This is a genomic window from Streptomyces sp. NPDC049597 (genome assembly GCF_040675505.1).
Lineage (GTDB): Bacteria > Actinomycetota > Actinomycetes > Streptomycetales > Streptomycetaceae > Streptomyces.
In genome coordinates, this window is sequence record NZ_JBFAOY010000026.1 from 24,083 (window position 1) to 36,707 (window position 12,625).

General features: G+C 69.0%; 9 protein-coding genes. 8 read left to right on the forward strand and 1 reads right to left on the reverse strand.

Annotated features, from left to right (window positions below):
- Positions 1-67 precede the first annotated feature (67 nt).
- Positions 68-1,336, forward strand: a complete 1,269-nt coding sequence (locus AB0K02_RS25710; RefSeq protein ID WP_365994886.1) for an MFS transporter — start codon at positions 68-70, stop codon at positions 1,334-1,336.
- 93 nt (positions 1,337-1,429) lie between these two features.
- Here the strand turns inward: AB0K02_RS25710 and AB0K02_RS25715 are convergent, their stop codons facing one another.
- Positions 1,430-2,896 (reverse strand): CCA tRNA nucleotidyltransferase, encoded by a 1,467-nt coding sequence (locus AB0K02_RS25715; RefSeq protein WP_365994887.1) that lies wholly within the window; start codon positions 2,894-2,896, stop codon positions 1,430-1,432.
- A 182-nt stretch (positions 2,897-3,078) separates the two neighbouring features.
- Between AB0K02_RS25715 and AB0K02_RS25720 the strand changes: the two genes are divergently transcribed.
- From AB0K02_RS25720 to trxA, 7 genes are all read left to right on the forward strand, one after another.
- Positions 3,079-5,433 (forward strand): DUF6049 family protein, encoded by a 2,355-nt coding sequence (locus tag AB0K02_RS25720; RefSeq protein ID WP_365994888.1) that lies wholly within the window; start codon positions 3,079-3,081, stop codon positions 5,431-5,433.
- 44 nt (positions 5,434-5,477) lie between these two features.
- Complete coding sequence (gene murJ, locus AB0K02_RS25725) at positions 5,478-7,628, forward strand: murein biosynthesis integral membrane protein MurJ (RefSeq protein WP_365994889.1); 2,151 nt, start codon at positions 5,478-5,480, stop codon at positions 7,626-7,628.
- Between the two features lie 120 nt (positions 7,629-7,748).
- A complete protein-coding gene (locus AB0K02_RS25730) occupies positions 7,749-9,485 on the forward strand; it encodes a protein kinase family protein (RefSeq protein WP_365994890.1) in 1,737 nt (578 codons plus the stop codon).
- Between the two features lie 24 nt (positions 9,486-9,509).
- Entirely contained in the window at positions 9,510-10,214 is a 705-nt protein-coding gene (gene sigM, locus AB0K02_RS25735; protein WP_365994891.1) for an RNA polymerase sigma factor SigM, read from the forward strand.
- Between the two features lie 476 nt (positions 10,215-10,690).
- Positions 10,691-11,110, forward strand: coding sequence for a hypothetical protein (locus AB0K02_RS25740; protein WP_365994892.1), 420 nt, complete (start codon positions 10,691-10,693; stop codon positions 11,108-11,110).
- A gap of 123 nt (positions 11,111-11,233) precedes the next feature.
- Positions 11,234-12,208, forward strand: a complete 975-nt coding sequence (trxB, locus tag AB0K02_RS25745; RefSeq protein ID WP_365994893.1) for a thioredoxin-disulfide reductase — start codon at positions 11,234-11,236, stop codon at positions 12,206-12,208.
- Between the two features lie 49 nt (positions 12,209-12,257).
- Positions 12,258-12,590, forward strand: a complete 333-nt coding sequence (trxA, locus tag AB0K02_RS25750) for a thioredoxin (protein ID WP_365994894.1) — start codon at positions 12,258-12,260, stop codon at positions 12,588-12,590.
- Positions 12,591-12,625 lie beyond the last annotated feature (35 nt).

Sequence of the window (12,625 nt, forward strand, 5' to 3'; positions counted from 1 at the left end):
CGTCCGATCGAGGAGGGTCCCCGGGTCATCGGCCCGGGGACCCTCCTCGTATGTGACCCTTGCTCGCATGCCCGCTGTACGTGATCTGCGCGTACTACTGCGCCTGACCGACTTCCGCCGACTGCTGACCGTCCGGCTGCTCTCCCAGTCGGCTGACGGCGTCTACCAGGTCGCTCTCGCCACCCATGTGGTCTTCTCACCGGAGAAGCAGACCTCGCCGGCCGCGATCGCCTCCGCCATGGCCGTGCTGTTGCTCCCCTACTCCTTCGTGGGCCCCTTCGCAGGCGTGCTCCTCGATCGCTGGCGTCGCCGACAGGTCTTCCTCTACGGCAATCTCCTGCGTGCCCTGCTCGCAGGCTGCACGGCGCTGCTCATTCTGGCCTCGGTGCCGGACTGGCTCTTCTATGCCTCCGCGCTCGCCGTCACGGCCGTCAACCGGTTCGTACTGGCCGGGCTCTCGGCCGCCCTGCCTCGTGTGGTCGACGCGGACCGGCTCGTCATGGCCAACTCCGTGTCGCCCACCGCCGGAACTCTCGCCGCCACCGCGGGCGGCGGGCTGGCCTTCCTCGTCCGCCTCGTCGTCGCCGATTCCGATGCCGTGGTGGTACTGGTCGGGGCCGCGCTCTACCTCGCCTCCGCCCTGGCGTCGCTGCGCATGGGGCGCGAGCTGCTCGGCCCGGATCCGGAACTCGTTCAGCCTCGTCTGTTCACGGCGATCGCGTCCACGGCGCGCGGGCTGCTGGACGGCCTGCGGCATCTGACCCAACGACCGCCCGCCGCCCACGTCTTGGCGGCGATGACCCTCATGCGATTCTGCTACGGCGCGTTCACCGTGATGGTGCTGATGCTCTGCCGCTACGCGTGGACCGAGACCGAATCCGACGGGCTCGCCCTCCTCGGCCTGGCACTCGCGGTCTCGGGAGCGGGATTCTTCGCCGCCGCCGTACTGTCGCCCTGGGGGATCGGTCGCCTCGGGCGGTACGGCTGGATGGTCGGCTGCGCCGCGGCGGCAGCCGTCCTGGAACCGGCACTGGGACTGCCGTTCGCTCCGGGGCCGATGCTGGTCGCCGCTTTCATTCTGGGGCTCGTCACCCAAGGAGCGAAGATCGCGACGGACACGATTGTCCAGACCGCCACGGACGACGCCTTCCGTGGCAGGGTCTTCGCTCTCTACGACGTGTTGTTCAACGTGGGCTTCGTCGGAGCGGCCGGTATCGCCGCCCTCATGCTGCCGCCGGACGGCAGGTCGGCTCCACTCATCGGCCTGATCGCAGCCATCCACGCAGGGGTCGCGGCGATGCTGGAGCGCTGGAGGCGCACAGGGGAGCTGGCCTGACGCAAAGCGCTCGGGGCGGTGTTTCACGTGAAACACCGCCCCGACCGTCATCGCGGTGCGATGTTTCACGTGAAACATCGCACCGTTTCACGCTCAGCCCTGAGCCGCCCACCACTCCTTGAGTGCGGCAACCGCGGCATCGTGCTCCATCGGACCGTTCTCCAGACGCAGATCGAGAAGGAACGCGTACGCCTTGCCGATCACGGGACCGGGACCAACGCCCAGGACCTCCTGGATCTGGTTGCCGTTGAGGTCCGGCCGGATCGCGTCCAGCTCCTCCTGCTGCTGCAGCTGGGCGATGCGCTCCTCCAGACCGTCATAGGCCCGGGAGAGCGCAGACGCCTTCCTCTTGTTCCGGGTCGTGCAGTCCGAGCGGGTGAGCTTGTGCAGCCGCGACAGCAGCGGTCCGGCGTCTCGCACGTAGCGTCGCACCGCCGAGTCGGTCCATTCGCCGGTCCCGTAGCCGTGGAAGCGCAGGTGCAGCTCGACCAGCCGCGCGACGTCCTTGACCATCTCGTTCGAGTACTTGAGCGCCGTCATCCGCTTCTTGGTCATCTTCGCGCCCACCACCTCGTGGTGATGGAAGGAGACACGCCCGTCCTTCTCGAACCGCCGCGTCCTCGGCTTTCCGATGTCATGGAGCAGCGCCGCGAGCCTCAGCACCAGATCCGGACCCTCGTCCTCGAGGGCGATCGCCTGGTCGAGCACGGTGAGTGAATGCTCGTACACATCCTTGTGACGGTGATGCTCGTCGCTCTCCAGGCGGAGTGCCGGCAACTCTGGCAGGACGTACTCCCCGAGCCCCGTGTCGACGAGCAGCCCCAGCCCCTTGCGGGGCTGCGCGGACAGCAGCAGCTTGTTCAGTTCGTCGCGCACCCGTTCAGCGGAGACGATCTCGATGCGCTGCGCCATCGCCTTGATGGCAGCCACCACGTCGGGCGCCACCTCGAAATCGAGCTGGGCCGCGAACCGGGCGGCGCGCATCATCCGCAGCGGATCGTCCGAGAAGGACTCCTCAGGGGTGCCGGGCGTCCGCAGTACTCGGGCCGCGAGGTCCTCGAGGCCGCCGTGCGGATCGACGAACACCTTCTCGGGAAGGGCGACGGCCATGGCGTTCACCGTGAAGTCCCGACGGACGAGGTCCTCCTCGATCGAGTCGCCGTAGGACACCTCCGGCTTGCGCGACGTCCGGTCGTAGGACTCCGACCGGTAGGTGGTCACCTCGATCTGGAAGCGCTGCACGTCGTCACCGACGCGGCCTTCCTTCTGGGCTCCGACCGTGCCGAAGGCGATGCCGACGTCCCAGACCGAGTCCGCCCACGGCCGGATGATCTTCAGTACGTCCTCGGGCCGAGCGTCCGTCGTGAAGTCGAGGTCGTTGCCGAGCCGACCGAGAAGTGCGTCACGTACCGACCCGCCGACCAGGGCGAGGCTGAACCCGGCCTCCTGGAAACGGCGGGCAAGGTCGTCGGCGACCGGGGACACCCGCAGCAGTTCGCTCACCGCGCGGCGTTGCACCTGGCTCAGGGCAGTGGGGTTGTCTTCATTGGCGTTCGGCACAACAGAAAAGGGTACGTGCCCCGGCGGACCGGAGCGCCCCTGTTTACGGCGGCCCGGCGGAGGCCTTGCGATCTTGTGATGCAGTCCGCGGCACGTCGACCCAGCGGGCATCGTTACCATGCGTGGACGCAAGAACCAGAGAACCACCACCGGCAAGCAGACGACGAGGGACGGGCGAGCGCGTGGCCGAGGCGGCAGACTTCCAGGGGATGCGTACTTCTCCTGCCCGCCGGTGGCTGCGTCGCTCAGCCTCACTGCTCACCGGCGCACCACTCCTTGCGGGGCTGCTGGTCGGCCCCGCGGCGCCGACCGCGCATGCCGCGGAGGACGCCACCGGATCACGGACCGTCGATGTGTCTCTCGACACGTTCACGCCGGCGACGCCGGGCGAGAAGGACACGATCACCATCTCCGGCACGGTGATCAACGAGGGCAAGCAGACGATCACCGACGCGCACGTCGATCTGCGGGTCGGGCAGAAGCTCTTCGGCAGGACCGCCATCGATCGCGTCGCGGAGCGCACCGGCTACAACCCGGGCCTCGACGGTGCGGCGATCGACACCAAGTACTCGGTTGAGATCCCCCGCCTCGCCTCCGGCATCAGCCATGACTTCCGGCTCTCCGTGCCCGCCGACGAACTCGACCTCGCCGAGGACGGGGGCGTCTACCAGCTCGGCGTCTCGCTCTCGGGACAGACCGCGAACCTGCCGTACGACCAGGTGCTGGGCATCGAGCGGACTTTCCTGCCGTGGCAGCCGGAGCCACCGGAGAAGAAAACCCGCCTCACGTATATGTGGCCGCTCATCTCCTCCACGCATCTCACCTCCGAGACGGGCTCCGACGAGCAGCAGACGCCCGTCTTCGAGGACGAGTCGCTGGCGGCCGAGCTGTCCATCGGCGGGCGGCTCGACCAGCTCGTCTCCCTCGGCAAGGAGCTGCCGGTCACCTGGGTCATCGATCCGGACCTGCTGGCAACCGTGGACGCCATGACGCGGAACTACGAGGTCAAGAAGGGGAACACCACGGTCGCGGGCAAGAACCAGGCCGTGGCCAAGCGCTGGCTGAGCGATCTCCAAGCAGCGGTCCGGGACCGCAAGGTGGTCGCCCTGCCGTTCGCCGATCCCGACCTGGCCTCGCTGGCGCACCGCGGCAAGTCCGTCTCCGGATCGCTCAGCCACCTCCAGCCGGCCACCGAGGTCGCCGCGACCACAGTCGAAACGGTCCTCCACGTGAAGGCGTCGACCGACTTCGCCTGGCCCGTGGAGGGCGCGGTCGACTCGTCGATCGTCGATGTGGCCACATCGGCCGGTGCGCACAATGTGATCGCCCGCAGCGACAGCCTCCAGGACAACCTGGGCTACACGCCCACCGCGGCGCGGCCCATCGGCGGTGGCACGACCGCGGTCGTCGCCGACTCACGGCTCTCCAAGGCCTTCCATGGCGACATGACCCGGTCGGACTCCTCGACGCTCGCCGTCCAGGAGTTCCTCGCCCAGACGCTCGCCGTGACGCACCAGGCCCCCGACAAGCAGCGCAGCATCGTCGTCGCCCCGCAGCGCGTGCCCACGGCAGCCCAGGCCCAGTCCATGGCGCGAGCTCTGCAGGCCCTCGGCAACCAGCGCTGGACCCAGCCGCTCGACCTCGTCGCGGCCGCCGGCTCCAAGCCGGACCCCGACGCCAACACCGCGGTGCCCCGCAGCTCCCAGTACCCGGGCAAGCTGCGTAAGCAGGAGCTGCCCGTCGTGGCCTTCCAGGACGTCCGGGGCACCCAGGAGACCCTCGACATGTTCGAGGGCATCCTCACCCAGGCGGACCGGGTGAACACGCCCTTCGGCAGGGCGATCGACCGCGAGCTGTCGGTGTCCTGGCGGGCGAACCCCGTGGCGGCGCAGCAGTACCGCAACGGGGTGCGGAGCTATCTGCGGGACCTCACCGAAGAGGTCCAGCTGATCGAGAAGTCGGACGTGACCCTCTCGGGCCGGAGCGCCACGATTCCGGTCACCGTGCAGAACGAGCTGGTCCAGGGCATCGACCATCTGGTGCTCCGGCTCACGTCGCACAACCCCACGCGTCTGAACCTCGACGGCGACAAGGGCGTCACCGAACAGCAGATCCGGATCGACGGCGGCCACAGCCAGACGGTGAAGTTCCCCGCCTCGGCCAATGCCAACGGTCAGGTCCAGATGACGGCGCAGCTCTTCACGCAGGACGGCAAGCTGTACGGCAAGGCCATGAACTTCACGGTGAAGGTCTCCGAGATCACACCGACGGTCATGCTCGTCATCGCCGGCGGCGTCCTGCTTCTGGTCCTCGCAGGCATCAGGATGTACACCCAGCGCAAGCGCGCCGCCGCTCGCGAGGCGGAGGGCGCGGAGTCCGAGCAGGTGTCGACGGACGACGACACCGCCTCGGACGAGACCGAGAGCACGCGGGGTGACATCGAAAACCCGGATCCCGGGCAGGCGAGTGACCCCGGACCGGACACCCGACCCGAAAGCGGCGACCCGTCGGGCGCTGGTGAGAAAGTGGACCGTTGAGCGATGTGTGGCCGGTCGGCCGGGGACGATGAGGTGGGGTAGTCATGAACGCGCCGTACGACGGTGACCGTGGCCAGGGCTCGGGTGGAAACCCGGCCGGCCAGGTCCCGCCGCCGCATCAGCCCGCTCCCGAGCCCTACCAGGACCCCTACCTCCAGGACGCGTACGCTCCCGACCCCTTCCAGGCCCAGGATCTGTCCGCCCAGGACCCGGTGGCCGAGGCGCTCTACGACCGGTCTGCGCATCCTCCGCCGCCCTCCGGGACCTACCAGGAGCCGCAGCCGCTCTACCAGCAGCCTCCGCCGTCCGAATACGCCCCCGACCCCCGGGTCTGGGCACAGACGCCCCCGCCCGAGCCGGAGGGTCCCTCCCGGCACCTGCCATACGGGGACGCCGCCGGAACCACCCAGTTCACGGGCGTGGACGACCTCGTCACCCGCGCCGGCGAAAAGGAACCGGAGCCCGACGCGTTCGCTCACCTCTTCCGGGACCAGCAGGCCTCCGGCCACCCGGCCCCGGCACCCGAACCGGTGCCGGCGACGCCCGCACCCCCGAAGAAGCCGGCAGGGCGGGCCTCCGGTCTGCTGAAGTCCAGCGCCGTGATGGCGGCGGGCACGCTGGTCTCCCGCCTGACCGGGTTCGTGCGCAGCCTTGTGATCACCGCTGCCCTTGGCGCCGCTCTCCTCGGTGACACGTTCACCGTCGCCTACACCCTGCCGACGATGATCTACATCCTCACCGTCGGCGGCGGGCTCAACTCGGTCTTCGTGCCACAGCTGGTGCGCGCGATGAAGAACGACGACGACGGCGGCGAGGCGTATGCCAACCGCCTGCTCACCCTGGTGATGGTGGCACTCGGCTCCATCGTCGCCATCGCCGTGTTCGCCGCACCGCTGCTGATCCAGCTGATGTCGGACACGATTGCGGGCGATCCGGCGTCGAACAGCGTCGCCGTCACCTTCGCCCGGTACTGCCTGCCCACGATCTTCTTCATGGGCATCCATGTCGTCATGGGCCAGATCCTCAACGCCCGCGGCAAGTTCGGCGCGATGATGTGGACGCCGGTCCTCAACAACATCGTCATGATCACCACGTTCGGCCTCTTCATCTGGGTGTACGGCACCTCGGCCGAATCGCAGATGGGTGTGCAGACGATTCCACCGGAGGGCGTCCGCCTGCTCGGCATCGGAACGCTCCTCGGCCTGGTCGTCCAGGCGCTGGCGATGATTCCGTACCTGCGAGAGACCGGCTTCCGCTTCCGTCCGCGCTTCGACTGGAAGGGCCACGGTCTCGGCAAGACGGTGAAGCTGGCCAAGTGGACGGTGCTCTTCGTTCTCGCGAACCAGGCCGGTGTCCTCGTCGTCACCCAGCTCGCCACCGCGGCGGGCGAGGCGTCGGGCAAGCAGGGCGCGGGCTTCATCGCCTACACCAACGCCCAGCTCATCTGGGGCATGCCGCAGGCCATCATCACGGTCTCCGTGATGGCCGCCCTGCTGCCGCGCATCTCGCGCGCCGCCCACGACGACGACCCGGGCGCCGTGCGCGACGACATCTCCCAGGGTCTGCGCAACAGCGCGGTCGCCATCGTCCCGGTCTCCTTCGCCTTCCTCGCGCTGGGCGTTCCGATGTCCACGCTGCTGTTCGCGTCCACCGGCCAGGAAGCCGCACGGGGCATGGGCTTCATCCTGATGGCCTTCGGCCTCGGCCTGATCCCCTACTCCGTGCAGTACGTCGTCCTGCGCGGCTTCTACGCCTACGAGGACACCAGGACGCCCTTCTACAACACGGTCATCGTCGCAGGGGTCAACGCAGGGGCGTCCGCCCTGTGTTACGCGCTGCTGCCCGCCCAATGGGCCGTCGTCGGCATGGGTGCGTCCTACGGTCTCGCGTACGCGGTGGGTGTCGGGGTCGCCTGGCGGCGGCTCAAGAAGCGCCTCGGCGGCGATCTGGACGGCTCTCATGTGATGCGGACCTACGCACGGCTCTCCCTGGCGTCGGTGCCGGCCGCGATCGCGGGCGGTGCGGCAGCCTTCGGCGTCATGAGGGGCCTGGGCAGCGGCGCGGGTGGCTCGCTGGTGGCGCTGGTCGCCGGTGGAGCCGTACTGATGGGCGTCTTCCTCGTGGCGGCGAAGAGGATGCGCATCGCAGAGCTCAACGCCATGGTCGGCATGGTCCGTGGACGTCTCGGCCGCTAGGACGGACGGGCTCTGGCACAACCTTCGTCGGACGTCGTGTGTCGTGCATAGCGTCCGACTGTGGGCACAATTGGCATGGCGTTTGGATATGGCGCAACGGATGGGGAGGCAGGAACGACGGTGGCGGAACGTAGCACGGCTGCCGTCGACGTGGCCGACAACGGCGGGGACGAACCGCTGACCGCGCAGGCGGGCAAGGCCACGACCGACGGGGCGGCAGAATCCCAGAAGACTGCGGAGACGACCGCACCGGAGACGGACGGCGAGGCGAAGACCGGGACCAAGGACAAAGACCTCGCCCTGTCGACGCCTGAACTGCACAGTGGCCACAAACTCGCCAGACGCTACCGTCTGGAGGAGTGCGTCACCCGGTTGGACGGTTTCAGCAGCTGGCGAGCCGTCGACGAGAAACTGCGCCGCGCCGTCGGCGTCCACCTCCTGCCCGCGGACCATCCCAGGGCCCGTTCCGTTCTCGCCGCCGCCCGTTCATCGGCTCTCCTCGGCGATCCACGCTTCGTCCAGGTCCTCGACGCCGTCGAGGAGAACGACCTGGTCTACGTCGTGCACGAATGGCTCCCCGACGCCGTCGAACTGACCACGCTGCTGGCCTCAGGGCCTTTCGAACCGCATGACGCGTACCAACTCGTCGAGCAGGTGTCGTTGGCCATGGCCGCGGCCCACCGCGAGGGGCTCGCCCATCTGCGGCTGACGCCCGGCGCGGTTCTGCGTACCTCGACCGGCCAGTACCGCATCCGTGGCCTCGCGGTGAACGCCGCGCTGCGCGGCATCTCCGCCGAGCGCCCCCAGCGCACCGACACCGAGGCGATCGGCGCCCTGCTGTACGCCGCGCTCACCCAGCGCTGGCCCTACGAGAACGACGCCTACGGTCTCTCCGGGCTTCCCAAGGGCGTCGGGCTTGTCGCACCCGACCAGGTACGTGCCGGCGTCCACCGTGGACTGTCCGAACTGGCCATGCGCGCTCTCGTCAACGACGGTGCCACCGCCTCCCGTCAGGAGCCGCCCTGCACCACGCCCGACGAACTGGCCAAGGCGGTCGCCGCGATGCCGCGCATCCGCCCGCCGGAGCCGGCCTTCACCGCGCCCCCGGAGTACCAGCGCACCACCTACCAGCAGGGCAACTACGGGCGCGCCGCCGTCCGGCCGGGCATGGGTGTCACGCAGGCCTCGCCCACACCGCCCGCCCCGTTGGAGAGCCGCACCGGCAAGGCGTTGAAGTGGGCCGTGTCCGCACTCCTCATCGCCGCCCTGGGGCTCGGAAGCTGGCAGGTGGCCGACAAGCTGCTCGGACAGGAGCAGGGCGCCCAGGAGCCCAAGACGTCACCGACGACCGTCACGGGTGGCGAGGACGAGAGGCCCAAGGCTCCCGTCCCCCTGAGGATCCAGGCGGCCCAGGAGTACGCCCCGGACGGATCCCCCCAGAACGCGGGGAATGCGGGAGCGACACACGACGGCGACAGCAGCACCTACTGGCGGACCAAGAGCTACTTCGACGGACCGGAGTTCGCTCCGTCGGTGAAGCAGGGTGTGGGCATCGTCTTCGACCTCGGTTCGGAAAAGGACGTCTCCAGCGCGTCCATAGCGTTGCGCTACGGCGGAGATCACACCACGATCAGCCTCTACGCAGCCGATTCCCTGTCCCCGTCCGGCCCGGTGAGCTCCATGACGCAGATCTCCTCCGGACAGACCAGCGGATTGGCATTGAAATTGACGGCCAAGAAGCCGGTGGCGAGCCGCTATGTCCTGCTCTGGATGACTGCGATGCCGTACTCGTCGAAGGACGAGTTCAGCGGAACCGGTTACAAGCAAGGCATCACGGACGTCACGTTCACCGGCTGACAGAAGCGGGGAGGGGGCTCACCGTTGGACGACGCCACACTCGGCGGCGCGAGCGACCAGGATCTGCTGGCCCGCCATGTCTCCGGTGACCCCGACGCCTTCGGTGAGCTCGTGCGGCGCCACCGCGACCGGCTGTGGGCCGTGGCGCTGCGCACGCTGGGGGACAGGGAGGAGGCTGCGGACGCGGTCCAGGACGCCCTCGTTTCCGCCTTCCGCGCCGCGCACACCTTCCGCGGCCAGTCTGCCGTCACCACGTGGCTGCACCGCATCACAGTGAACGCCTGCCTCGACCGCGCCCGCAAAGCGGCATCCCGCAAGACCTCTCCCGTCGACGACACGGAGCGTCTGGAACAGCTGCTGGAGCCTCACGAGTCCGCCGAGGCTCCGGCCGAGCGCCAGGACCTCCACCGCCAACTCCTGGCCGCGCTGGCCACACTGCCGCCGGACCAGCGAGCCGCGCTCGTCCTGGTGGACATGCAGGGATACCCCGTCGCGGAAGCCGCACGGATCCTCGACGTACCCACCGGGACGATCAAGAGCCGGTGCGCCCGGGGCCGCGCCCGACTGCTGCCCATGCTCACCCACCTCCGTACGGAACGCGGGGATAACCCCGACGTCAGCGGGGGAAGGAACCGGACGCCGGGGACATCCGTCCCACCGGAGTCGGGAGCAAGAGACACAGGGCCGAACGGGCCTGCGGCTGTGAAGGGTGGAGGTGGGCGCGCGTGACATCCTCGACCGACAGGGCCGGCACAGCACAGCACCCGGACGTCTCGGAGATCTCCGACCTCACGGAAGGTCTTCTTTCCCCCTCCCGTGCTGCTGAGGTACGCCGTCACCTCGACGACTGCTCCCTCTGCGCAGATGTCCGCAGCTCGCTCGAAGAGATCCGCGGCTTGCTGGGGACGCTGCCGGGGACCGGCCGGATGCCGGCCGACATTGCCGGCCGGATCGACGCCGCCCTCGCTGCCGAGGCGCTCCTGGCCGCCAGCGCCCCCTCCGAACCCGCGCATGTTTCACGTGAAACAGCACCGGCCCCGTCTTCGGCCGAGGCGACCGCCCCCGCGGCCGACCGCCCCGCAGGCCACTCGCGTGCCGCGACTGGCCCCGGCCGTAACCGTCGGACCCGCCGTCGGCGCGTGGCCGTGCTCGGCGCCGTGTTCGGGGCTGCCGCTGTCGGGGTCAGCGTCCTGCTCCTCCAATCGGTGCAGACCCAATCGGGGAGCGACTCCAGCACCAAGGACGCCAGCGTCAGCGCCGCCACCGGAGAGTTCTCCGGAGCGCCCATCCAGGACCGCGTACACACGCTGCTCGCTGGGGACGCTCACACCGAGCCGAGGATCGAGAAGGTGCCGCCGCTCGACACCGAGTCCTCCACCGTCTCGCCCAAGAGCTCACCCGAGACGTCGGTACCTGTATGCATCCAGCAGGGGACCGGCCGCTCCGATCGCCCCCTCGCCTTCGAGCAGGGCCGCTATGCGGGTGTCGACGCCTACCTCGTGGTCATGGCGCACGCCACCGACGCGACGCGGGTCCAGGCGTACGTCGTCGACGCCGACTGCCTCGGCAAGGCAGCCGCCGGCCCCGGAAAGCTGCTGCACTCGGAGTCCTACCCTCGCGACTGAGACCTTGTCTGTGCCGCTCCGACGCCCCGGGAATGCAAGCCCCGTAGGATCCGTTGGGTGGGGTGAGACCCTGTACCCGCCCCCGTAGGCAGTAGGCAGTCTGCAGAGACGAGGAAGAAACCCGTGAGCGACGTCCGCAATGTGATCATCATCGGCTCCGGGCCCGCGGGCTACACGGCCGCGCTCTACACCGCGCGCGCGTCGTTGCAGCCGCTGGTGTTCGAGGGCGCCGTCACCGCCGGTGGCGCGCTGATGAACACGACCGAGGTGGAGAACTTCCCCGGCTTCCGCGACGGCATCATGGGTCCGGATCTGATGGACAACATGCGCGCCCAGGCCGAGCGCTTCGGCGCCGAGCTCGTCCCCGACGATGTCGTGGCCGTCGACCTCACGGGCGAGATCAAGACCGTCACCGACACCGCCGGAACCGTGCACCGCGCGAAGGCCGTGATCGTCACCACCGGCTCCCAGCACCGCAAGCTGGGGCTGCCGAACGAGGACGCCCTCTCCGGACGCGGCGTCTCCTGGTGCGCCACGTGTGACGGGTTCTTCTTCAAGGACCAGGACATCGCCGTCATCGGTGGTGGCGACACCGCCATGGAGGAGGCCACCTTCCTCTCGCGCTTCGCAAAGTCCGTCACGATCGTCCACCGCCGTGACACGCTGCGCGCCTCCAAGGCCATGCAGGAGCGCGCCTTCGCAGACCCGAAGATCTCGTTCGCCTGGGACAGCGAAGTCGCCGAGATCCACGGCGACCCGAAGCTCTCCGGTCTGACCCTGCGCAACACCAAGACGGGTGAGACCTCGCCGCTCGCCGTCACCGGCCTGTTCATCGCAGTGGGCCACGACCCTCGCACCGAGCTCTTCAAGGGCCAGCTGGAGCTCGACGAGGAGGGCTACCTCAAGGTCGACGCGCCGTCCACGCGCACCAACCTGCCCGGTGTCTTCGGCGCCGGTGACGTCGTCGACCACACCTACCGCCAGGCCATCACGGCCGCCGGCACGGGCTGCTCCGCCGCCCTGGACGCCGAGCGCTTCCTCGCCGCCCTCTCGGACAGCGAGAAGGTCGCCGAGCCCGAGAAGACCCCTGTGGTCTGACCCCCGCACCGCACTCCCCTACACCCCGCAAAGAAGTAAGGAGGACGCCGTGGCCGGCGACCTGAAGAACGTGACCGACGACTCCTTCGAAGAGGACGTCCTCAAGAGCGACAAGCCCGTCCTGGTGGACTTCTGGGCTGCCTGGTGCGGCCCCTGCCGCCAGATCGCGCCGTCCCTGGAGGCCATCGCGGCCGAGCACGGCGACAAGATCCAGGTCGTGAAGCTCAACATCGACGAGAACCCGGCCACCGCTGCGAAGTACGGCGTCATGTCCATCCCGACGCTGAACGTCTACCAGAACGGTGAGGTCGCCAAGACCATCGTCGGCGCCAAGCCGAAGGCCGCGATCATCCGCGACCTCGAGAGCTTCATCGGCGAGTAGTCACCGCCTCCCGTTTCACGTGAAACATCGAATGG

Excerpts from the sequence above, each read along its gene's own strand:
- AB0K02_RS25710 (WP_365994886.1), top strand. The coding sequence starts at position 68 with ATGCCCGCTGTACGTGATCTGCGCGTACTACTGCGCCTGACCGACTTC.
- murJ (WP_365994889.1), top strand. The coding sequence starts at position 5,478 with ATGAACGCGCCGTACGACGGTGACCGTGGCCAGGGCTCGGGTGGAAAC.